The organism is Bradyrhizobium arachidis (genome assembly GCF_024758505.1).
In the GTDB taxonomy this organism is placed as follows: Bacteria; Pseudomonadota; Alphaproteobacteria; order Rhizobiales; family Xanthobacteraceae; genus Bradyrhizobium; species Bradyrhizobium manausense_C.
This window is the reverse complement of the sequence record NZ_CP077970.1, coordinates 785245-807792: the sequence shown is the minus strand read 5'-3', so window position 1 is coordinate 807792 and position 22548 is coordinate 785245. Positions and strand designations below refer to the sequence as shown.

Sequence of the window (22548 nt, the reverse complement as noted above, 5' to 3'; positions counted from 1 at the left end):
GCCGTGCGTCTCCTTAAACTCGTGTCATATCGAATTTGGGCTTCTGGCCGCTGCCGTAGCGGCGCAGCGCGCCTTCCTCGCCGACCGCGTTCGGGCGCTGGAAGATCCAGTTCTGCCAGGCGGTCAGCCGCGCGAAGATTTTTGACTCCATCGTCTCGGGGCCGACGAAGCGCAGGCTCGCTTCCATGCCGGTGAGGCTGTCGGGCGAGAAGCTGGCGCGTTCCTCGAGGAACACGCGGACCTCGTCGTCCCAGTCGATGTCGTCGAGGGCGAAGGTGACGAGGCCGAGCTCCTCGGCCTCCTCGGCATCCAGGCTGGTGCCGACGGTCGCTTCCGCGCGCTCCACATCGGACGGATCGGCCTGGAAGCGCGATTGCAGACGCGTCAGCCCGTGGCTCATCGGATACGGGCCAAAGTTCATCGCGGAGAGTTCGATCGACGGCGGCGGCCGGTTGTCGCCCTGCCGCGTTCCGATCAGCATGTAGGAGCGGTCGGCGGCGAAGACGAGCTCGGCGAGCGTGCCGGCAAAGCAGGAGCCCGGCTCGACCAGCGTCACCAGCGTGCGCGAGGTGACGTCGATGCGCTTCAATACGCGCTTCCAGTAATGCCTGATCTCGTTGACCAGCCAATGCGCCTTGTTGGCTTCGAGGAAGGCGTCGCAGGCCAGCACGTGGGCGCGCTCGCCATGGCTCTTGAACACCAGCATGGCGATCTCGAGCTCATTGATGCGCAGATGCAGGATCGCGTCGTCGAGTTCGCGCGCCACCTGCAGCGGCCAGAACGCGGCGCCCTGCGCCAGCATGCCGTCGATGTCGGCGGGCGGCGCCGTCTCCGGCGCCTTGATCGAAATGGTGGCGATGCGCGCCGCACGATCGATGTCGACATTGACAAAGCCGTAGCGGATGCTGGCCTCGTCGATGACGCGCTTGAGCGGCGTCAGCGCGATGCCCTTGCCGCTGCCCTTGCGCTTGGAATGGCCGGCAAACTCCTTGGCGCGCTCGGCGATCTTGGCCTCGAGCTTGGAATTCGGCGCGATCTCGTCGACCAGGCGCCACTGCACGGCGCGCTTGCCCTTCACGCCTTCCTCGATGGTGCAGAAGAAATCGGCATGGTCGCGGCGCACTTTGCGCTTGTCGACCACACGCGTGAGGCCGCCGGTGCCCGGCAGCACCGCGAGCAGCGGCACTTCCGGCAGCGCCACGGCGGAAGCGCCGTCATCGGCGAGGATGATGTGATCGGTCGCGAGCGCCAGCTCATAGCCGCCGCCGGCGGCCGAGCCGTTCACCACGGTGATGAAACGCTGGCCGGAATTCTCCGAGGAGTCCTCCATGCCGTTGCGGGTCTCGTTGGTGAATTTGCAGAAGTTGACCTTGTGGGCGTGGGTCGAGCCCGCGAGCATGCGGATGTTGGCGCCGGCGCAGAACACCCGGTTCTTGGCCGAACGCATCACCACGACCTTCACCTCCGGGTGCTCGAAGCGCAGACGCTGGACCACGTCCGCGAGCTCGATGTCGACACCGAGGTCATAGGAATTGAGCTTGAGCTGGTAGCCCTCGAACAGGCCGCCATTCTCGTCGACGTCCATGGTGAGGGTTGCGACATCGCCGTCCACGGCGAGCTTCCAGTGCCGGTAGCGCTGTGGCTCGGTCTGGAAATCGATGAATTTTGCACCGCCTGCGAGGCGACGGTCTTCCCCGGCCATGAGCCACCCTTGAGCGTTTGTTGTGGGCTTCGGTCTTATCAGTTAGATGCACAATAGTGCATCTTTTTGGGCGCGTCTAGTCTGGAAACGACAAGACATGCATTTTGTTTCATCCGGCCGTTTAGGCGGTCATGGCAACGGGCCGCGCGGAAGCGGCGGCACGTTCATCGCAGACGTGCCTCCGCTGGATCATGCGGCGCGCCCTTCGAGTCCCTGATCGTCGCGCAGGGCCGCCTCCGCAAATTGCGTAATCGCGTCAAGCGTCGGTCCCGGCGCTTCCCGATGCGGCGAGTGAGCCGCTCCTGAAATAACTTTCAAATCGACCGGGCAATAGCATTCCTGCTGCGCGATCTCGACCTGGCGCATCGTCCCATATTGATCGTCCATCCCCTGCACGACCAACACAGGCACGCGGATGTAGGCAAGATAATCGGAAATATCCCAGTCGCGGAATTTCGGATCGAGCCACGCGCCGTTCCAGCCATAGAAGGCGTTGTCGACGTCCTTGTGCCAGCGCGCAAGCTTCGCCTTCAGGTCGGTGGTCTCATAGGCCGCCTTGATCTCGGCGATCGACTTCACCGAGATGTCCTCGACGATGAAATGCGGCGCGAGCATCGCGACGCCCTGCAGGCGATGATCCTGATGCGAGCCGGCATAGATCGCCGCGATCGAGGCGCCGTCGGAATGGCCGAGCAGGAGGCCGCGCTTGAAGCCGATCGCGTCGAGCAGCTTTGGCAACACGTCGAGCGCCTCGCGATGCATGTAGTCGAGCGGCCGCGGCAGCGATACCTGAGACGACTGGCCGTAGCCTGCGCGCGAATAGAGGAAGATGCCTGCGCCGGTGGCTTGTTGAAGCTTGTCGGGAAAGTCACCCCACAGGCCGACCGAGCCGAGCCCTTCATGCAGCATGACGATGGTCGGCGCATCAGGGACCAGCGGCGCGAGCCATTTGTATTCGAGGCTGGCGCCGTTGATGGTGAGGAAGCCCGTGGGGGTGAGGGTCATGTTCGAATTCCCATTCCTAGCGGAAGTGCCCACCCTCCCCTGGAGGGGGAGGTCGCTACGCATGAAGCGAAGCGCAATGCGTAGCGGGGTGGGGTGAAGGTCTACCCGCACGGAACACTGCCCGAGTGGAGAGATCACCCCACCCCGCTCGCGCTGCGCGCGATCGACCCTCCCCCTCCAGGGGAGGGTAAGCAAGCGCCGCCTGCACGCTCAATGCGCCCCCTCGCGCAGCTTGAAGCGCTGGATCTTTCCGGTCGCGGTTTTGGGTAGCGAGTCCACCACGTCGATCCAGCGCGGGTATTTCCAGGGGCCGATCTTCTGCTTGACGTGCTCCTTCAGCATCTCCTGAAGGTCATCGGTCGTCGCATCCGGGCGCAGCACGACAAAGGCTTTTGGCTTCAACAACCCCTCCGGATCGGCTTCCGGCACGACGGCGGCTTCCAGCACGGCGGGATGGGTGATCAGCGCGCTCTCGACCTCGAAGGGCGAGACCCAGATGCCGGACACCTTGAACATGTCGTCGGAGCGGCCGCAGAAGGTGTAGCGCCCTTCAGCGTCGCGGACATATTTGTCGCCGGTGCGGGTCCAGCTTCCCTCAAAGGTGCGGCGGGTCTTGCTGCGCTGGTTCCAGTAGCCCTCGCCTGCGGACGGAGCGTCGACCACCATTTCGCCGACCTCGCCGTCGGGCACGTCCTCGCCCGCCTCGTTCACGAGCCGCACCGCATAGCCGGGCACCGGCTTGCCGGACGAGCCATACTTGATGTCGCCGGGCGCATTCGACAGGAAGATGTGCAACAGCTCCGTCGAGCCGACGCCGTCGAGGATGTCGACGCCGAAACGCTCCTTCCAGTGATTGCCGACCGATTCCGGCAGCGCCTCGCCGGCCGACGTGCAGATGCGCAGGGCGCCGCCGCCGCGCTCGCTCTTCGCGGTCTCGTCGTTGAGCATCGCCGCAAACAGCGTCGGCACGCCGTAGAAGATCGTCGGGTTATGTTTGTTCATGAGATCGAACATGCGCGCCGGCGTCGGGCGCTCGCTGTTCAAAATCGTGGTGGCGCCGACCGACATCGGGAAGGTCAAGGCATTGCCGAGCCCGTAGGCGAAGAACAGTTTTGCCGCCGACAGACAGACGTCGTTCTCTCTGATACCCAGCACCTGTTTGGCGTAGGTGTCCGCGGTCGCCTGCAGGTTCGAATGCAGATGGCGCACGCCCTTGGGCATGCCGGTCGAGCCGGAGGAATAGAGCCAGAAGGCCGGCTCGTCCGGATGGGTCGCGACGGTGGCGAAGCTGTCGCTCTCGCCTGCGAGCTCTTCCCGGAGCTGCTTGTGGCCGTTCTGCTTGGCGCCGGAGACCACGACATGCTCGAGATCGGGCATGCGGCCGACGACGTCCTTGATGACGGGATAGAGCGCCTCGGAAACGAACAGCACGCGCGCGCGGCAGTCGGCGAGGATGTAGGCGTATTGATCCGCCGTCAGCAGCGTGTTCAGCGGCACCGGCACGATGCCGGCGCGGATCGCGCCCAAAAACACGACGGGGAAATCGACCGTGTCGAGCATGATCATGGCGACGCGCTCTTCGCGGCGGACGCCGAGACGGCGCAGCATGTTGGCGGCACGGCGCGTCTCGCGCTGCAGCTCGCCATAGGTGAGCCGTGCAACGGTATCGTCGAAGACGAGCTTGCTCCCCCTGCCCTCTTCAACGTTACGATCGAGCAGCCAGGTCACCGCGTTGTAGGATCCCTCGCTCACGGACTTCTCCCCTGAATTTTGAATTATAATTCATACAAAGACACTCTGCTGGCTTGCTGTCAATGCTGTCAGGCATTATGTTTCATTAAAATGCGCCGCAGGACATCCGCTAAAGAAGGCAAATGACCGAAAGTCCCGACGCCGAATCCCGCTTCCTCGAACAGCTTGGCCAGCGTGTGCGCACCATGCGCGCGCTGCGCGGTATGTCGCGCAAAGTGCTCGCAAAAGTGTCGGGCATTTCCGAACGCTACATCGCCCAGCTCGAAAGCGGCAAAGGCAATGTCTCGATCGTTCTGCTCCGCCGCGTGTCGGACGCGATGGGCGCGCATCTGGAAGATCTGCTCCCGACGATCGAGCCCGCGCCGGACTGGCAGATGTTTCGCGATCTCCTGCGCAAGGCGACGCCTGCCCAGATCGCGCAGGCCAAGGACCTGCTCGCAGGCGGCAGCGCCACCACGCCGCGGCGCGCGCCGTTCTGCGGCATCGCGCTGATCGGCCTGCGCGGCGCCGGCAAATCAACGCTCGGCAGGATGCTGGCAAAGAAGATCGGCTGGAGTTTTGTCGAACTGAACAAGGCGATCGAGGAGCAGAACGGGCTCTCGGTCGCCGAGATCATCGCGCTCTACGGCCAGGAAGGCTTTCGCCGCATGGAGCAGGCCGCGCTACAGCAATTGCTGGCGCGCAACGAGCTGATGGTGCTCGCCACCGGCGGCGGCATCGTCTCGGAGCCTTTGACCTTCGACCAGATCCTGTCGTCGTTCTACACCATCTGGCTGAAGGCCGAGCCCGAAGAGCACATGGCGCGCGTGCGGCGCCAGGGCGATCTGCGGCCGATGGCGGACGACCGCTCGGCGATGGCGGAGCTGCGCAACATTTTGCTGAGTCGTGAGCCGCTCTATTCGCGGGCCGCAGCCGTGGTCGATACCGCTGGCTTGAGCGTCGATGCCGCGGCGGCGCGCCTGATCGACGCCGTGCGTCCGGTGCTGCAAAACGAGGCGCGCAGTTTTGGCCTGCGCAGCGTGGCGCTGTAGATGAGCGACAGCGACGTCACGGTTTCAATCTTCGAGCGGATCGGCGGCAGCGCGACGATCGATCACCTGGTCGAGAGCTTTTACGCGCGCATGGATGCGCTGCCCGAGGCCAGGCCGGCACGCAGCGTGCATCCGGAAGATCTGACGACGACCAAGCAGGTCCTGAAGCGCTATCTCACCGAATGGACGGGCGGGCCAAAACTGTATTCCGTCGAGAAGGGCCATCCGCGGCTGCGCCAGCGGCACATGCATTTTGCGATCGGCGACGCCGAGCGCGATGCCTGGCTGTTGTGCATGCGCGGTGCGCTCGGCGAAACCGTGACCGATACGACCGCGCGGCAAGACCTCGATCAGGCGCTGTCGCGTCTCGCCGACTGGATGCGGAACCGGTAGGGGAGGCCCATTGGTGGGGCGCCGTCGTAAGGCTATGCTGCGCGCAACCAGAGAGATGCGCGATGGACGCAAGCGTAGCCCCCGATGTCATCAGCCGGCCGGTGCCGCCGCGCCTTGCGCATCTCGTCTCCAGCATTTCGTTCTATCGCGAGCGCGGAGTTGGCCTGACCGCCTTCCGGCATGCCGCGCCGCTGGCGCTGCCGCTGCTGGTCAATCTGGGAACGCCGTTCCGCATCGCGCTTGGCCGCCAGCCTGATAGTGCGGACGCGCAGCCGAGCTTTGTCGCCGGGCTGTTTCCCGGACCGGTGCAGATCGAATCCGACGGCCGCGCCACCTGCGTCCAGATCGATTTCACTCCGCTTGGCGCCTATCGGTTCTACGGTGGAGCGGTGCCCGATCTGACGGCGCGGATGGTCGATCTCGGCGACGTGCTGGGGCGGGATGGCAGGAGCCTCAGCGAGATGGTCGCCGAAGCCGGCGGATGGCAGCGACGCTTCGAGATCGTGGAGGATTTTGTGCTTCGCCGCGCTGTTCACGAACCGTCGCCGGCGATCGCCGCGGCGCTCAATATGCTCTGGCGAAGCGCGGGTACGGCCAGGATCGGCGAGATCGCCATCGACATCGGCTGGAGCCGCAAACACCTCGCACGCCGCTTTCAGAACGAGATCGGCGTCGCGCCAAAAACACTGGCGCAGATGCTGCGCTTTCATCGCGCCTGTTCGCTTGCCCGCTCAAACGGCGCGGACGGCTGGGCGGCCATCGCGGTTGATGCGGGCTATGCCGACCAAGCGCATCTCACCCGCGACTTCCGTGTCTTCAGCGGCGAAACACCAACCGCATGGGCGAGCCGGCTGGAAGGCACGGACCCGCGCCTGACGCGGGAAGCCGGCGGATAGTCCCAGGGTCCGTTCGTGTCCCATTTGTTCAAGCCGCTGCGGGCGGGCTGACCTAGGCTCAGCGCGACAAACGAGCAGGAGAGTTCCATGAGCCAACCGAACGGCAACGAGGCGCCGCGCCTCTACCACACCATGCGCTGCAAGGACGCAGACGCGATGATCGCCTGGCTGAAGGACGTGCTCGGCTTCACCGAGCGCGTGATCTATCGCCGCGAGGGCACCATCGTTCACGCCGAGCTCGCCTTCGGCTCGTCGATCCTGATGCTCGGCGCGCACCGCGACGACGCCTACGGCAAGAAGGTGGGCGAGATCGGCGGGCGCCGGACGGATGCGGTCTATCTGGCGGTCGACGACCCAGACGCGCTCTACGCGAGGGTGGTGGCGTCGGGCGCTCCGATCGAGATGGAGCTTACCAACACCGACTATGGCAGCCGCGATTTCGCGGCGCGCGATCCCGAGGGCGGCCTGTGGAGCTTTGGCACCTACTGGCCCAAGGTCGGCGAGAAGCCGCTGCCGGGTTGAGCCAGGCGCGCACGGCGGATTGCGCACGGCGTGTCAACCGGCCGCGATGCGGAGCTCTCTCAAATCGACCAGTAGTTCGGATGCGCGTAGGGCTGCGAACGATCGCCCCAGTCAAACTCGTCGCCGTCGAACTCGCACGGACCGCTGGCGAGCTCGTCCAGCGTCACCTCGACCCGAAAAGCCTGCCGCGCGGGATCGTATTTCAGCGCGCTCCACTCAACCGGATAGTGGTGGCGCGTGCCGAGCAGCCCGCCGGTCTTGATCACGGCGTAGGCGACCGTGCCGCTCACCTTGTCGAGCATCAGCCGCTCGATCGTGCCGAGCTTCGTGCCGTCGCGCCCGTAGACGCCGACATGCTCCACGCGATCACTGGGAACCATGGTGTGTTGCATGGCGTCCTCCCTAGGTTCTTGCGTTGTGCGCATTATAGCTCAGTAGGGTGGGTTAGCGTTAGCGTAACCCACCACTTCTGCCGACGCGCAAACCAAAGAGGTGGGTTACGCCGAGCGGACTGCGCTTCGCGCCGCCGCGGGGCTAACCCACCCTACAGCAGTTGCGACCGCACCGACTCTGCCCCTTCGCGCAGCAGCGGCAGGAACCGGTCGATCAGCTCCTTCACCGGCACGCGATCGACATGGGCGCCCATGTTGATGGCGGCGACGATGGTGTCGTCATAGCGGCGGACGGGAACCGAGATCGAGCGGAAATGCGGCTCGGCCTCGCGGTCGACCAGCGAGTAGCCCTTCGCGCGATCGGCGCCGATTGTCTTGAGCAGCGCCTTCACATCGGTCACGGTTTGCGGGGTCAGCGCGTCGCGCTTCATCGTCTTCAGACGTGGGCTAAGCGTCGCATCGTCGAACTGGCCGAGCATGGCGCGGCCGACGGAGGTGCAGAAGGCCGGCAGCCGGTAGCCGATCTCGAGGCCGGCCGAAAACACCCGTATCGGACTGCCGCGCGCGATGAACACGACGTTCTCGCCATCGAGCACCGCGAGCGAGGAGATTTCCTGCGCTGCGGTCGCGATGCGGTCGAGCACCGGCTGCAGCACGGCGACGAGCTGGTTGGAGCGCAGGAAGGACGCCGCGAGCGTCAGCACATGCGGTGTCAGCGAGAACAGCTTGCTGTCGCTGGCGACGAAGCCGCCATGCTGCAGCGTGAACAGGATGCGCCGCGCGGTGGCGCGGGGCAGGTCGGCGGCGCGCGCGAGATCGCTGAGCGTCATGGGACCCGAGGTCGTGCCAAACACCTGCAGCAGGCGCAGGCCACGGTCGAGGCTCTCGACGAAATCCGTCGCGCGCTCCTCGGTATCGCTGCGCTTGAGCTTGGGCATGGCGCTTCTCGAACTTCCTGCAAAATATTGCTTGCTGCCGGATCAAGGCATGTCATAATTCGCCCATTCGTTCAATAGGCGAACAAGAGCCTCTTCAAGAAAACGCCTCTCCGAAAAAGGGACGCCCGCCATGATGAGCCAGGAGCAGAACGACCTGATCACCCGCACCGGACCCAGGGATCCTTGCGGCAGACTGATGCGGAGCTACTGGCAGCCGGCGGCGCTGGTGGATGAGCTGGAGGGCGCGCGTCCGATCCGTCCCGTCAAGCTGCTTGGCGAAAACCTCGTGCTGTTCCGGGACGAGCAGGGACGCTACGGCCTGATCGATCGCCACTGCGCCCATCGCGGCGCCGATCTCGCCTTCGGACGGCTCGAGAACGGCGGACTGCGCTGCGCCTTCCATGGTTGGCTGTTCGACGCGACTGGTCAATGCATCGAGACGCCGGCGGAGCCGAAGGACTCAAAGCTCTGCCAGGGCATCCGGCAGCGCTCCTATCCCGTGGTCGAGAAGAGCGGCATCCTCTGGGCCTATCTCGGCGAGGGCGAACCGCCCGCATTCCCCGAGCTCGACTGCTTCGTGGCGCCCGGCACGCATACGTTTGCGTTCAAGGGCCACATGGCCTGCAACTGGCTGCAGGCGCTGGAGGTGGGCATCGATCCCGCGCACGCCTCCTATCTGCATCGTTTTTTCGAGGACGAGGACACCTCGACCGCGTATGGCAAGCAATTCCGCGGCGCCTCCGCCGGAAGCGACCTGCCGATGACGAAGATTCTTCGCGAGTACGACCGCCCGATCATCAATGTCGAGCACACCGAATACGGATTGCGGCTGATTGCACTGCGCGAGATCGACGCGGAGCGCACCCATGTACGCGTCACCAACCAGCTCTTCCCGCACGGTTTCGTCATCCCCATGAGCACGGAGATGACGATCACGCAGTGGCACGTGCCGGTCGATGACGAGAACTGTTACTGGTACGCGATCTTCACGAGTTACTCGACGCCGGTGGACAAGAAGAAGATGCGGGACCAGCGCCTCGAGCTCTATGAGCTGCCCGACTACATGTCGCGCAAGAACAGGACCAACGACTACGGGTTCGATCCGCACGAGCAGGCGACCTCGACCTATACCGGCATGGGCAACGACATCAACGTGCACGACCAGTGGGCGGTGGAATCGATGGGCGCGATCCAGGACCGCACCAAGGAGCATCTAGGCCAGAGCGACAAGGCCATCGTGCAGTATCGCCGCCTGCTGCGGCAGGAGATCGAGAAGGTCGCTGGCGGCGAGAAGCCGATGCTGTTCCTCGACGAGGCCAATGCGCGCTCGATCCAGGGGCCGTCCACCATGGACGGCATCGGGCCGACCCAGGGCTGGGAGACCTACTGGATGGAAGTCGACGTCAAGCGCCGCCGCGGCGCGCCCTGGATGGCGCCGGTGCCGAAGGACATCGCCGATAACGTCCACCGGCTGACGGCGGCGGAGTGATTTTGTAACACTGTCATTCCGGGATGGTCCGAAGGACCAGACCCGGAATCTCGAGATTCCGGGTTCGATGCTCCGCATCGCCCCGGAATGACAAGCAGTGAGGAGCAATCGAAGTGAGTTTCGTCGCGCGTCACGCGCTGTGGTCGGATGAGCAGAAGGACGCCGCGACGCGGCTGCGCCGGATCGTTGAGGAGAGAAACCTCGAGGTCATCCGCCTCGCCTTTCCGGATCAGCACGGCATCTTGCGCGGCAAGACCATCATCGCGTCCGAAGCCGTCGCCTCGCTGGAGAGCGGTTGCTCCATCACCACGACGATGCTCGCCAAGGACACCTCGCACCGCACGGTGTTTCCGGTGTTCACATCAGGCGGCGGCTTTGGCATGAAGGAAATGGAGGGCGCGGCCGACGTCTTGATGGTCGCCGATCCCACCACCTTCCGCGTGTTACCCTGGGCGCCGACGACCGGCTGGGTGCTTTGCGACCTCTACTTCAACGACGGCCGTCCAGTGCCGTTCGCGACGCGCTCTCTCTATCGTAAGGTGCTCGATGGGCTCGCGAGCCGCGGCCAGGAATTCGTCGCCGGGCTCGAGGTCGAATTCCACATCTTCAGGCTCGACGATGCGCAGATGCGCCCCGAGGACGCTGGCCAGCCTGGCACACCGCCCGCGGTCAGCCTGCTCAGCCACGGCTATCAGTATCTCACCGAGCAGCGCTTCGATCAGATGGAGCCGGTGCTGGAGATCCTTCGCCGCGACATTCTCGCGCTCGGTTTGCCGTTGCGTTCGGTCGAGGTCGAGTTCGGGCCGAGCCAGTGCGAATTCACCTTCCAGCCGAAGAAGGGCATCGAGCCCGCGGACAACATGGTGCTGTTCCGCTCTGCCGTGAAGCAGATCGCGCGGCGGCACGGCTATCACGCCACCTTCATGTGCCGGCCAAAGCTGCCAAATGTGTTCGCAAGCGGCTGGCATCTGCACCAGTCCGTCGTCTCGCGCACGAGCGGCGAGAACCTGTTCATGGCGAAGTCGGGCAGCGAGCCGCTCAGCGAGTTCGCCCGCGCCTATCTCGCGGGCCTGCTCGATCACGCCCGCGCCTCGGCGGTGTTCACGACGCCGACCATCAACGGCTACAAGCGCTACCGCTCCTATTCGCTGGCGCCGGACCGCGCGATCTGGGGCCGCGACAACAGAGGCGTGATGATCCGCGTGCTCGGCGGCGCGGGCGACGCTGCGACCCGGCTGGAGAACCGCATCGGCGAGCCCGCCGCAAACCCCTATCTCTACATGGCCTCCCAGATCCTCTCGGGCCTCGACGGCGTCGATCGCAAGCTCGATCCCGGCCCGTCCGCCGACACACCCTACGAGACCAAGGCGCCGCTACTACCGAAGAGCCTGCGCGATGCCGTTGCCGCGCTGAAGGACGATCCGTTCTTCCGCGAAAAACTCGGCGGCGAATTCGTCGACTACTACACCCACATCAAGAACGCCGAGATCGACCGCTTCCAGGCCGAGGTCAGCGACTGGGAACATCGCGAATATTTTGAGATGTTTTGACGGCCTTAGGCCGTCATCCCGGGGCGCGCTTAGCGCGAACCCCAATGCGCAATTGCGCATTGTGGGATCTCGAGATTCTCAGGTGCGCAAGTGCGCACCATAGTTCGGTCCTTCAGACCGCCCCGGAATGACACCAAAATAGCCATCACGCCTCACACCCCTGTGAGGCGACTTCGTGCGGCCTGTTCCGACGACATCCCTGCCCCACGCGACGAAGCCATTTTCCTGTCCCCACGAAAACCGCCGGAAAGATCGCGGGCCTAAGATCGCCATGTGATCAACAGCGGAGTTCGATCATGTGGGTTTATCTGTTCAGCCTGATTTATCGCCTGTCCTGCCGGACCACCCTGATTGAGATCGGCACGCACCGCGTGGCGCGCTGACCGAAGATGGCAGTGATTTAGGTAGGGTATACTGACCAAATAGCGGGGTTCTCCATGCGCAAGCTGATCCTGATCGCCGTGATCTCCGTTCTGGCCACCCAGGCCTATGCCGGACAACCGCGCAGCCTCAGTCTCGCGACCGCAAATGCGAGCGAGCCGGCAGCCGAACAGCCCAAAGCCCAGCCCGCGACCGTGCCGCAGGCCGCGCCGGCAACCACGACGACAACAGCAACACCCGCAACGACCGTGGCAACGCAGGCGCCGGCGACCACCGCGACCGCCGCACCCGCCACCACGCCGGTCGCGACCACGACGACCGGGCCGGCCAAGACCACGACCAAGCCGAAGCGCCAGCCTTCCGTCGAAGCCCGCGTGATCCGCGAGTTGCATCGCCACGGGATTTATTGGTGATTGCGTAGCGTGCCAGACTAGATCGGTCGTCATGCCCGGGCTTGTCCCGGGCATCCACGTCTAGTTTCCTCGCAGCGGCGCGTGGATGGCCGGGACAAGCCCGGCCATGACGATACGGAGAGAGGCTACTAAATCCCCAGATACCGGTGCTGCAATTCCGGCTCGGCCGTCAGCTGCTCCGAGGTGCCGCTCCACACCGTCTTGCCGCGTTCGATGATGTAGTGGCGGTCGCATATACGGGCGAGGTGGTCGACGTTCTTGTCGACGACGAGGATCGACTGTCCCCGCTTCTTCAGGAGCGACAGGCAGTTCCAGATCTCTTCGCGGATCAGCGGCGCAAGGCCTTCCGTCGCTTCATCGAGGATCAGGAGCTTTGGATTGGTCATCAGTGCGCGGCCGATCGCGAGCATCTGCTGCTCGCCGCCGGAGAGCTGGTTGCCCATGTTGCCGGCGCGCTCGGCAAGGCGCGGGAACAGCACATAGATCGTGGCGAGCGTCCACGGATTCTCGCTGGCGAAGCGATCGGCAGCGGCGGCGACCAGATTTTCGCGCACGGTGAGGTTCGGGAAGATCTGGCGCCCCTCAGGGACCAAGCCCACGCCGAGCTTCGCGATCCGGTAAGACGGCAGCGTGCGCACCTCTTCGCCCGCAAAGCGGATCGCGCCCGCGCGCGCCGGCGTCAGGCCCATGATGGAGCGGATGGTCGTGGTCTTGCCCATGCCGTTGCGGCCCATCAGCGAGACCATCTCGCCCGCCTTGATGGCGAGCGACAGGCCGAACAGGACTTGTGAGAGCCCGTAGCAGGTCTCGATGCCGTCGACTTCGAGCAGCGTGCCGTCAACCATGGCGGGTCACCACATGCTGATCGCCGAGATAGGCGCGCTTGACCTCGTCGTTCTGGCGGATCGCGGCCGGATCGCCCGAGGCGATCACGCGGCCATAGACCAGCACCGAGATGCGGTCGGCGAGCGCGAACACCGCCTCCATGTCGTGCTCGACCAGCACGATCGAGACCTCTTTGCGCAGCTCCTGAAGCAACTTCACCATGCGCTGCGATTCAGTGACGCCGAGGCCCGCCATCGGCTCGTCGAGCAGCAGGATCTTTGGCTTGCTCGCGAGCGCCACCGCGAGCTCGAGCTCGCGCCGCTCGCCATGGCTGATCTTGGACACCACGACGTCGGCGCGATGCAGCAGCCCGACCCGGTCGAGCGCCGCATGTGCGGCGTCGCGCAGGCCCTTTTCCTTGCGCGCATTGGCGAAGAAGCGGAACGAGGTGCCGGCATGCGCCTGGGCCGCCAGTGCGACATTGTCGGCCGCGGTGAAATCCAGGAGCAGCGAGGTGATCTGGAACGAGCGCGCCAGGCCCAGCGCGCAGCGGCGATAGGCCGGCAGATAGGTGATGTCGAGGCCGCCGAGCGAGACGCTGCCGGCATGCGGCGCGAGATGCCCGGTGAGCTGGCTGATCAGCGTGGTCTTGCCGGCGCCGTTCGGGCCGATGATGGCGTGCAGCTCGCCCGCCGCGACGTCGAGCGAAACGTGGTCGGTCGCTGTGATGCCGCCGAAGCGGCGCACCAGCTTTTCGACGCGGAGCAGCGGCTCAGCCACGGTCGAACCTCCCGAGCAGACCCATGATGCCGCCGCGCCCGAACAGCACGATCAGCAGCAGAAGCGGGCCCATGATCAGCGCCCAATACTCTGTGATCTGGGACAGCAGCTCTTCCAGCACCAGGAACACGACCGCGCCCATCACGGGACCGAACAGCGTGCCCATACCGCCCAGGATCACCATGACCATGAGATCGCCGGAGCGGGTCCAGTACATCACGGCCGGGCTGACGAAATCGGTGTTGTTGGCGAGCAGCGCGCCGGCAAGGCCGCACAGGGTGCCTGAGATGACGAAGCAGACCAGCTGATAGCGTTTTGCGGGAAAGCCGATCGCCTGCATGCGCTGCTCGTTGGAACGGAGCCCCTGCACCACGAGGCCGAAGCGCGAATTGGCGATGCGCCAGATCAGCAGGACGACGCCGAACAGGCCGGCGAGGCAGAGATAGTAGAACTGCACGCGATCGCCGAGATTGATCAGCCCCGAGAAGTCGCTGCGCTTGTAGACGGTGAGACCGTCGTCGCCGCCGTAGCGCGCAAGGCCCGAGGCGACGTAATAGGCCATCTGCGCGAAGGCGAGCGTGATCATGATGAAATAGACGCCGCGGGTGCGCAACGACAGCGCGCCGATCACCAGCGCATAGATCGCGGACGCGGCGAGCGCGACCGGGAACTGGATGAAGCCGGAACCTACGCCTTCCTGCGCCAGAATGCCGACGGCATAGCCGCCGATGCCGAGATAGGCGGCGTGACCAAAGCTCATCATGCCGCCATAGCCCATGATGAGATTGAGGCTCGCGGCCGCCAGCGCCAGGATGACGATGCGGGTGAACAGCGTCAGGATGAAGATGTTGCCCGACACATGCGAATAGAGCGGCAGCAGCACGAGACCTGCCAGCACCAGGGCCGTGAAGGCCTTGCTCACGCTGAACGCTTTCATCGACGGTTGGCCGGGAACAGCCCCTCCGGCCGGACGACCAGCACGATTGCCATCAGGAGGTAGATCAGCATCGAGGACAGCGCCGGCGCAGCGGTGGAGGCCGCGGTCGAGCTCAACACCTGCCGCAGCAGGTTCGGCAGGAAGGCGCGGCCAAGCGTGTCGATCATGCCGACGAAGATCGCCGCCAGGAAGGCGCCGCGGATCGAGCCGATGCCACCGATGACGATGATGACGAAGGCCAGGATCAAAATGTTCTCGCCCATGCCGATCTGCACGGTGAGGATCGGCGCCTGCATCAGGCCAGCGAGGCCCGCGAGTGCGGCACCGAGGCCGAACACCAGCGTGTAGAGCAGCTTGATGTTGATGCCGAGCGCGCCGATCATCTCGCGATTGGAGGCACCGGCCCGGATCAGCATGCCGATGCGGGTGCGCATCACGCCTAGATAGAGCAGCAGCGCCACCAGCAGCGCGACGATGATGATGGCAAGACGATAGGCCGGATAGTGGATGCCGGGCAGGATCGGCACCGGCACGGTGAGCCAGGCCGGCAGCGGCAGTGCGAGGCCCGCGGGGCCCCAGATCAGGCGCACGGCTTCATTGAAGAACAGGATCAGGCCGAACGTCGCCAGCACATGGTCGAGATGGTCGCGGCCATAGAGATGTCTGAGCGCCGTCACCTCCAGCACGATGCCGAGCAAGAGCGTTGCGCCGAGTGCGAGGACTGCGCCGAGGACGAAATTGCCGGTCCAGGCGACGAAGGTCGCGGCGAAATAGGCGCCCATCATATAGAGCGAGCCGTGCGCCAGGTTGACGAGATCCATGATCCCGAACACCAGCGTTAGGCCGGCCGCGAGCAGGAACAGGAGCAGCCCGAACTGCAATCCGTTCAGAAATTGTTCGACGACGAGCAGCATGAACGCTCTTTCAGCCACACCAAACGTTGCGCCGATGTTCGGTCGCTGACGAGATCAATGAAAGAGCTCCCCTGCCTCTTCAAGGCAAAATCGGTACCGGCAGTATCGTTCCGACGCAAGAGCGATTCTGCGCCGGAGGTGCACTTTGTTGCATCTTAGGGATTGTGCGATGCGCGCGGCCCGGCAAGGAATTCTTGTCGGGCAAGGGATTGCGGTGCCGGCTGGGTCAACCCGTCGCACCCGCTTCCAGCGATGAATGCACGACTGTTCTCCCCACCCCATACAGGGTGGAGAGAACAACGCCAAAGCTCCGTTCGAAGCCAGGACGTGTACTCATAAGTGCGCGACGTCCAAGATCACACCTATGCGGGTCGATATGTAAACCGGGCTCCGTCTCCAGTCACTGCATCTGTTTCAAGTTGCCGATGCGCACCAGCATTTCGGTGAACATCTGCATATCCGTGTCCAGGTCAGCGACTTCCTTGAACTCATTGGCATTGTGCGCGGTGTACTTCTTGCCGGGCATGGCCGGTCCAAAATTGATGGCGTTGGGCATCAGCTTGGCGGTGGTGCTGCCAGCGGTTGGCACGGGCTTGGCCTCCAGCCCCGTAGTGTCACCGAAAATATTGAGCAGTGTCGCCAGCCACGCACCCTTCGGATCGCGTGCCATCCAGTTACCCTGTTGGTAATCGATGTCGACCTTGGCCTTATTCACCGCAGCCCAGGCATTGATTTTGCCGGTTATCACCTGGGTCAGTTTTTCCGGCGTATTGCCGCGCGGCATCCGCACATTGGCCGTCACTTCCAACTTGCCGTCTCTCTCAGCAATGAAGTTGGGGGACATCGTCAGCGCGCCCATGAATCCGTCCTTGTAGCCCACGCCCATTCTGTCGCCAAGGTAACCGGTCCCGAACAGGTCGTTCAGGTACTTCACGGCCTTTGCATAGTGGTTGTCGGCGAACGCGACGCCGGCTTCCTGCAGAAACAGCGTGAGGCGCGGCAGGGGATTGACGCCCTCCTCCGGGCGCGAGCCGTGGGCCGAGGTGCCGGTGACCTTCACCTGCACGCTATCGGCGCCCTTGACGATGTCGATAGCGAACTTGCCGCCCCCGCTTTCATATTTCGTCACGAAGGCGGTCTTGGCCGCGTTAAGTTTGGCAAGCGTCTGCGCGAGATCGCTGCCCTTCAGGCTGGCGGTGGCGATCTGCGGGATCGTATTGGCCGCCGCGGCACCGGCCATCGCGGTGATGATGGTGCGTTTGTCATTTGCCGCTTCCACCGGGAAGAACGCCTTCAGCGCGCCCGAACCCTTTTCCGCGACGACAGCCGGGTACTTGCTGTCGAGAACGATGTTGTACTCGGGCAAAGACGTCTTGTCCCGGTAGTACTTCATGCCGTCACCACCGGTTTCTTCGGTGGTCTCGATCATGAGGCGGATGGTTCGCTCGACCGGCAATCTACTCTCCTTCACAGCTTTCATTGCGTAAAGAACAGCAGCGACGGAGCCCTTGTCATCGATTGTGCCGCGGCCGTAGAGGTAGCCACCCACGCGGGTGAGCTTGAAGGGATCGAGCCGCGTGCCATCTTCCAGCACCCACTCCTCTGGGGTAACCGGCACTACATCGGCATGGGTGAGAATGCCAAATTCCTCTCTTCCTTTGCCAGGCAGGGTGACTTCAAAAATCCGGTTGTCCACATTGCGGTATTGCAAGTCGAAATTCTTGGCCATCGCCTCGACCAGAAGACCGAAATCGATCATCGGCTTGCTTTCATACGGCGGGATGCTGTCGGAACGCACGGTGGGAAGCGCCACCATCGCCTCAATCGCCGAGATCACGGCCTGCTGATTGTGCAGCCGATTGTACAAGCCGAGCAGGCGGGCGATGTTAATGAGATCGTCTCCGGCGAGCGGCGTCATTTTTTCGTAGGCTGCTACACTCGCTTTGAGCTTGGGGTACGCCTTGGCCGCCTCTGCCAGGAATGCGGGAAAACTCGGCGACACCTTGGCCTGCTCCGCGATGGCCAACTTGTCGATCTCCGGTTTCTTGACAGTCTCGGCGAACGCCCCCTGCGCGAGGCTGAGAGCAAGGAGAGACAGAAAAATCCGCTTCATGGCACACAGCTCCTCGCTGTTGACCCGGGATGACAAATCCCGCTTGCGCGTGAACCCAGAAATCCCTTGGTTCCGCCCCATACCAAAGGGGCATGGCGCAGGTCCATTGATTTACCTCATGGGAAGGACAAATTTCAGTTGGTGACAGAAGCACAGGTCGTCGACCTGTCAGCCGAAGGTGGCAACGTCGTCGCCGATCACCAAGGCTGCCCAAGGTCTGAAAATTGGCCCTTAACGGACATGCCGATGAGCGCCGGTGATGTCCACTTTCGATGACAAAGCGGACATCTCTACGCCTGTGTCGGCACGAGCCGATTTATGAGTACACGGCCTAGTGCGACGTCACGTGGTGCGGAATCGCGTCGCGCGCGGCGATCCTGCCGGCGGTCGCGGCTTCGAGTGCCGCCATCCGGAACAAATAGGCCAATGTGGCGAGCCCGGTGCCTTCTGCCATCTGCGCAAGTTCGAGCGCCATGTCGGACATGTAGCCGAGGTTCTCTTCTTTCATGGTGAGTTGGGTATCCTGCATCATGTTCGTCATCTCAGGCGATCTTTCGTTGCGCGGCCGCAAGGCCGCAGATGTTGGCACGTGCGATGGCGTCGATCCGCGGACCCTCCTGGCGGACCAGGCTTGTCATCCCGATACGCTCCTGCAGGGCGTCGAGCGTTTCCTGACCGACGTCGATGGTGATCGCCATGGTCCAGGCGCCTTCGACCAGAGCCGGCAGACCCAACGGCGTGACGACAAATCCCATGTCGTGGAAGCGCGGCAACCACCAGGTCTCCATGACCAGGCACAGGCGCTCGATGCCCTGGTCGAGACAGAACTCCTGCGCCGCCGCCATCAATTGCAGGTTGAGGGCGCCGTCGCGGCGATCGCGCACGACGAAGAAGCGCGACCATTCCCAGATCAGCGGATCTGCGGGGCAGCCGCGGACCGCCGCGAGATGCGGGAAGATCTCGCTCATCATCGACGGCTTGGTGGTCGGATAGAGCCGGTAGCCGCCAAGGACGCGACGGTTCTCCAGCGCAAGCAGATAGATCGCGTCCTCGTTGTCATAGGCGTCGATCTCGCGGCCATCGGGCTTGCGCAGCGCTTCCCATTTTCTCTCTTCGACGAAGATTTCGTGCCGCACGCGAAAGTGCTGCTCGATGACGTCGTCGTAGAGGTGACGATTTACCGCAGAAATTGCGTGAATCATGAGAACCCCCTTTCCTACGGAACGGGGGCAGCCTCCGTGAAAAGAGGCAGCTTCGATATTGGGAAATTTCCCAGTGCGAGGCTTATGGATTGATGATCTTGCGGCGAATCGCGAGCGCGACTGCATGCGTACGGTTGACGGCGCCGAGCTTGCGCGCAGCAGTTGCAAGATGTTCCTCGGCGGTGCGCTGCGTGATGTTGAGGATCTCGCCGATCTCCCAGGCGGACTTGCCTTGCGAAGCCCAGGCGATCACCTCGCGCTCGCGCGGCGTGAGACGGGCTGGAGGTGCGGGCCGCGGATCGAGCAGGCGGCGAATGCGATCGAAGCCGTACATCGCCATCAGATGCAGCGCCGGCTTGCTCCGCGGATTGAGATCGAGGTGCACGCCGCCCAAGGAGACGCCGGCCTCGTAGCCGGTCAAGCCGTGGATCGGCACGACGAAGCCGCGCGACATGCGGAAGTCGGTCGCACGGTTCATCACCTCCGCCGCACCCGGTTCGAGCTCGGCGTCATAGGGCGCTTCCGACCACTCGAAAGGATTTACCGACTGCCGACACATGCGGATCACGGGATCGAAGCGGTCGTAATTGTTTTCGGTGTAGAGCTTGAACCATTCCGGCGGCCAGCGCTTGGCCAGCACCATCTGGGAGAATTGCTGATCGGGATTCGGCAACCCCGTGACGATGATCGCCTCGAAGCCGAAGCGTCCGAACGCCACCTCGAGCGCATCCATCGCGTCCGGAACCCGGCTATAGGCTTCCAGGCTTTCGATGAAATCGAGCGCTTCGCGGCCATAATCCACGGCGGACATCGGTTCGTCTTGCCCCTTGCCTGCTCTCGCGGGCCGCCAATGAACGCAGCTCTCGAACGTTGGCCTCGAACGCTGCCCTTGAACGTCGCCCTTGAAGTTTGCCTTTGAGCGCTGCCACACTTCGTCGCGCTCCGTAGTTTTCCGGTGCGACGAAATTCCCGAAGATTAATCTACTTGTAGAGGAAGGGGCGTCAAGTTACACCTTCGATATCGGCAGCGGGAAACCCCACGATGGAAGACGAGAACATCGCCCTCAACAGCGTGCTCGGCCTGGAACTCAACCGCGTGTTTTTCGCCGTGCGTGAAACGGTCAACAAGCAGAAGATCATCGAATTTGCGCGCGACGTGCTCGCGACCGAGCGCGCGGATCTTCGCGACAGCGCCAAGCCCGAAGGCCCGGCAAGCTAGAACGCATTTGCAGGATGCAAGCGGATAACGCGCAAGGCGCCAGCTTGCGGTGCATATTCACGTTGACAGGCATTTGCGGCTGGATGACATCGCGTCTCTCGTGAGATGATCGTCAAAGAGATCGTCGTTCGGGGTTTTTGTGCATGATGACGCTGCGTCAGGTCGAGGTGATCCGTGCCGTGATGGTGACGGGCACGATTGGCGGCGCAGCAAAGCTGTTGAACGTGTCGGCGCCCGGCATCAGCCGCCTCGTGAAGTACACCGAACGCTCGCTCGGTATCCGCTTCTTCCAGCGCCAGAACGGACGCTACTTCCCGACGCCGGAAGCCGAGAACATCTTTGAGCAGATCAACGGCGTCTACAAGAAGGTGGACGATCTCTCCGAGATCATCTCCAAGATCGGACGAGGCGGCCTGTCCGAGCTGCGCATCGGCTCGGTGCCGAGTATTTCGCAGGTGATGGTGCCGCGCGCGATCGAGCGCGTACGCCGCCGCTATCCCGACCTCGGCATCGACATCAACATCCTCAAGCTCGAGGAAGCCATCGACTATCTCTTGCTCGGCCGCGGCGAGTGCGTGGCGATGAGCTACCGGCTCGAGCATTCCGGCCTCGACTTCATGCCGCTCGCCTCGGGCGAGCTCTATTGCATCGTCCCGCCCGGCCATGAGCTGGCCGGCCGCAAGCAGGTGACGGCCGCCGAGATCACACGTTATCCCCTGATCGGCATCGATCCCAACGATCCCTACGGACGGATCATGGCCGAGATCTTTGCGCGCCACCGGCTCGACTACAACATCACCATCCGCGCGCGCTTCGGCACCACGGTCTGCGCGCTGGTGAAGGCGGGGCTCGGCATCGCCATCATCGACCAGTTCACGGTGGCGCATGGCGGCTATCCCGGCATCGAGCTGTTGAAGATCGTCGAGCCGACGCGCTTCGACACCTACATCGCGGTGAAGCGCGGCGCGCCGCTGTCGCTCCACGTCGAGTATTTCATCGAACAGCTCCGCGCCGAGATGCGCGCGGTCGAGCCGTCGCGCCAAGGCCGGGAAGGGCAAAAGGCCCGGGTCCGACGAAAATAACATTATGTTAGGTTTGCAGGATAAATGAGTAATTGTGTTAGGCGGGGGAAACGCTATCGTTTCGCTTGAACGCCGCGAATTTCCGCGCAAAACGACGTGGAGAAATTCGCCCCGCGAGACCATAGTGGACCATGTCACAGCGCCGACCTGCAGCCCCCAAGAAGCTTCTCACCGGCCTGATCGGCGCGCCGATTGCACATTCCGCCTCCCCCGCCATGCACGAGCACGCCGCTGAAGCCCTCGGGCTGCGCGGCCACTACCAGCTCATCGAGGTGGCCGGCGCCGACGCGACCGGCCTGCGCATGATGCTCGAGGGGGTGCGGCGTCTTGGCTTCGCCGGTGTCAACGTCACTTTCCCCTACAAGGAAGCGGTCGTCCCCCTGCTCGACGAGCTTGCGCCGGCCGCCGCCAGCATGGGCGCGGTGAACACCGTCGTCGTCCGGGATGGCCGGCTCATTGGCCACAACACCGACACCACGGGCTTTGCGCGCGCGGTGGCGCCGCTGCTCGGCCCTTCCGGGAACGCCGTCGCGGTGATCGGCGCGGGCGGCGTCGGCAAGGCGATCGCGTTTGCGCTCGCCAATTCCGCCGTCACCGACATCCGCATCTTCGACAGTGAGCCGGCGCGCGCCGCGAACCTGGCTTCGCTCCTGCAAAAACACAGCGGCGTGGTCGCGACCACCGACCTCGACGAGGCCCTGCGCGGCGCGACCGGGCTCGTCAACGCCACGCCCGTCGGCATGCTGCCGAACCGGGACACGCCTGTGCCGCCGGAAAAGCTTCACGACCGCATGTGGGTCGCCGATGCCGTCTACTCGCCGCTGATCACCCCGCTGCTGTCGGCGGCGCGAGCCAAGGGCGCGCGGATCATGACCGGGCGGGAGCTCGCGATCTACCAGGCGGCCGACGCATTCGAACTGTTCACCGGCCTCGCCCCCTCGACGGATGTCATGGGTGAGGCCTTCGATGGCGTGATGGCGGCGCGGAGCGCCACTTATCACGCTGCCTGACC

23 protein-coding genes are annotated in these 22548 nt (G+C 63.9%); 10 read left to right on the top strand and 13 right to left on the bottom strand.

All coding sequences use genetic code 11. The annotated features are described in order from the left end of the window. Positions 1-13: 13 nt before the first annotated feature. The 3 genes from boxC to KUF59_RS03730 all read right to left on the bottom strand — a co-directional run bounded on the left by boxC (position 14) and on the right by KUF59_RS03730 (position 4459). The gene (gene boxC, locus KUF59_RS03740) at positions 14-1702 is read right to left on the bottom strand and encodes a 2,3-epoxybenzoyl-CoA dihydrolase (RefSeq protein WP_212460615.1); all 1689 of its coding nucleotides are present in this window, start codon (positions 1700-1702) and stop codon (positions 14-16) included. A 189-nt stretch (positions 1703-1891) separates the two neighbouring features. Further along, complete coding sequence (locus KUF59_RS03735; RefSeq protein WP_212460616.1) at positions 1892-2707, bottom strand: alpha/beta fold hydrolase; 816 nt, start codon at positions 2705-2707, stop codon at positions 1892-1894. A 210-nt stretch (positions 2708-2917) separates the two neighbouring features. Beyond that, a complete protein-coding gene (locus tag KUF59_RS03730; protein ID WP_212460617.1) occupies positions 2918-4459 on the bottom strand; it encodes a benzoate-CoA ligase family protein in 1542 nt (513 codons plus the stop codon). A gap of 122 nt (positions 4460-4581) precedes the next feature. Here KUF59_RS03730 and KUF59_RS03725 point away from each other — a divergent pair, with 122 nt between their 5' ends. The 4 genes from KUF59_RS03725 to KUF59_RS03710 all read left to right on the top strand — a co-directional run bounded on the left by KUF59_RS03725 (position 4582) and on the right by KUF59_RS03710 (position 7301). Beyond that, positions 4582-5490, top strand: coding sequence for a helix-turn-helix transcriptional regulator (locus KUF59_RS03725; protein ID WP_212460618.1), 909 nt, complete (start codon positions 4582-4584; stop codon positions 5488-5490). Next, positions 5491-5883, top strand: coding sequence for a group II truncated hemoglobin (locus KUF59_RS03720; RefSeq protein ID WP_212460619.1), 393 nt, complete (start codon positions 5491-5493; stop codon positions 5881-5883). It abuts the gene before it with no gap. A 62-nt stretch (positions 5884-5945) separates the two neighbouring features. Next, a complete protein-coding gene (locus tag KUF59_RS03715) occupies positions 5946-6779 on the top strand; it encodes a helix-turn-helix domain-containing protein (RefSeq protein WP_212460620.1) in 834 nt (277 codons plus the stop codon). 87 nt (positions 6780-6866) lie between these two features. Further along, entirely contained in the window at positions 6867-7301 is a 435-nt protein-coding gene (locus KUF59_RS03710; protein WP_212460621.1) for a VOC family protein, read from the top strand. A 59-nt stretch (positions 7302-7360) separates the two neighbouring features. Here KUF59_RS03710 and KUF59_RS03705 read toward each other — a convergent pair whose 3' ends face one another. Continuing rightward, positions 7361-7693, bottom strand: coding sequence for a PRC-barrel domain-containing protein (locus KUF59_RS03705; protein ID WP_212404641.1), 333 nt, complete (start codon positions 7691-7693; stop codon positions 7361-7363). Positions 7694-7845: 152 nt separating this feature from the next. Next, positions 7846-8631: an IclR family transcriptional regulator domain-containing protein gene (locus KUF59_RS03700; RefSeq protein ID WP_212460622.1), complete on the bottom strand. Its 786-nt coding sequence runs from the start codon at positions 8629-8631 to the stop codon at positions 7846-7848. Positions 8632-8761: 130 nt separating this feature from the next. On the opposite strand from KUF59_RS03700, the gene KUF59_RS03695 reads away from it, so the two are divergent. The 3 genes from KUF59_RS03695 to KUF59_RS03685 all read left to right on the top strand — a co-directional run bounded on the left by KUF59_RS03695 (position 8762) and on the right by KUF59_RS03685 (position 12464). Further along, positions 8762-10120 (top strand): aromatic ring-hydroxylating dioxygenase subunit alpha, encoded by a 1359-nt coding sequence (locus KUF59_RS03695; protein ID WP_212460623.1) that lies wholly within the window; start codon positions 8762-8764, stop codon positions 10118-10120. Between the two features lie 113 nt (positions 10121-10233). Next, a complete protein-coding gene (locus KUF59_RS03690) occupies positions 10234-11670 on the top strand; it encodes a glutamine synthetase family protein (RefSeq protein ID WP_212460624.1) in 1437 nt (478 codons plus the stop codon). Positions 11671-12107: 437 nt separating this feature from the next. Next, complete coding sequence (locus KUF59_RS03685) at positions 12108-12464, top strand: hypothetical protein (protein ID WP_212460625.1); 357 nt, start codon at positions 12108-12110, stop codon at positions 12462-12464. 128 nt (positions 12465-12592) lie between these two features. Here the strand turns inward: KUF59_RS03685 and KUF59_RS03680 are convergent, their stop codons facing one another. The 8 genes from KUF59_RS03680 to KUF59_RS03645 all read right to left on the bottom strand — a co-directional run bounded on the left by KUF59_RS03680 (position 12593) and on the right by KUF59_RS03645 (position 20046). Further along, positions 12593-13309: an ABC transporter ATP-binding protein gene (locus tag KUF59_RS03680; RefSeq protein WP_212460626.1), complete on the bottom strand. Its 717-nt coding sequence runs from the start codon at positions 13307-13309 to the stop codon at positions 12593-12595. Continuing rightward, a complete protein-coding gene (locus KUF59_RS03675; RefSeq protein ID WP_212460627.1) occupies positions 13302-14069 on the bottom strand; it encodes an ABC transporter ATP-binding protein in 768 nt (255 codons plus the stop codon). The genes KUF59_RS03680 and KUF59_RS03675 overlap by 8 nt, the downstream gene beginning before the upstream one ends. Then, positions 14062-15006 carry a branched-chain amino acid ABC transporter permease gene (locus KUF59_RS03670; RefSeq protein WP_212460628.1) on the bottom strand — a complete coding sequence of 315 codons (945 nt, stop codon included), beginning with the start codon at positions 15004-15006 and terminating at the stop codon, positions 14062-14064. Before KUF59_RS03670 ends, KUF59_RS03675 begins: the two co-directional genes overlap by 8 nt. After that, a complete protein-coding gene (locus tag KUF59_RS03665) occupies positions 15003-15920 on the bottom strand; it encodes a branched-chain amino acid ABC transporter permease (RefSeq protein WP_212460629.1) in 918 nt (305 codons plus the stop codon). Before KUF59_RS03665 ends, KUF59_RS03670 begins: the two co-directional genes overlap by 4 nt. A gap of 400 nt (positions 15921-16320) precedes the next feature. Next, complete coding sequence (locus tag KUF59_RS03660) at positions 16321-18033, bottom strand: dipeptidase (protein ID WP_212460630.1); 1713 nt, start codon at positions 18031-18033, stop codon at positions 16321-16323. 331 nt (positions 18034-18364) lie between these two features. Continuing rightward, entirely contained in the window at positions 18365-18574 is a 210-nt protein-coding gene (locus KUF59_RS03655; protein ID WP_212460631.1) for a hypothetical protein, read from the bottom strand. 1 nt (position 18575) lies between these two features. Beyond that, positions 18576-19235, bottom strand: a complete 660-nt coding sequence (locus tag KUF59_RS03650) for an acyl-homoserine-lactone synthase (protein ID WP_212460632.1) — start codon at positions 19233-19235, stop codon at positions 18576-18578. Between the two features lie 82 nt (positions 19236-19317). After that, positions 19318-20046: a LuxR family transcriptional regulator gene (locus tag KUF59_RS03645; RefSeq protein ID WP_212460633.1), complete on the bottom strand. Its 729-nt coding sequence runs from the start codon at positions 20044-20046 to the stop codon at positions 19318-19320. A gap of 231 nt (positions 20047-20277) precedes the next feature. Here KUF59_RS03645 and KUF59_RS03640 point away from each other — a divergent pair, with 231 nt between their 5' ends. From KUF59_RS03640 to KUF59_RS03630, 3 genes are all read left to right on the top strand, one after another. After that, positions 20278-20454, top strand: coding sequence for a hypothetical protein (locus tag KUF59_RS03640; RefSeq protein WP_212460634.1), 177 nt, complete (start codon positions 20278-20280; stop codon positions 20452-20454). Between the two features lie 143 nt (positions 20455-20597). After that, entirely contained in the window at positions 20598-21536 is a 939-nt protein-coding gene (locus KUF59_RS03635) for a LysR family transcriptional regulator (protein ID WP_212460635.1), read from the top strand. A gap of 131 nt (positions 21537-21667) precedes the next feature. Next, positions 21668-22546 (top strand): shikimate dehydrogenase, encoded by an 879-nt coding sequence (locus KUF59_RS03630; RefSeq protein WP_212460636.1) that lies wholly within the window; start codon positions 21668-21670, stop codon positions 22544-22546. Positions 22547-22548: the final 2 nt, after the last annotated feature.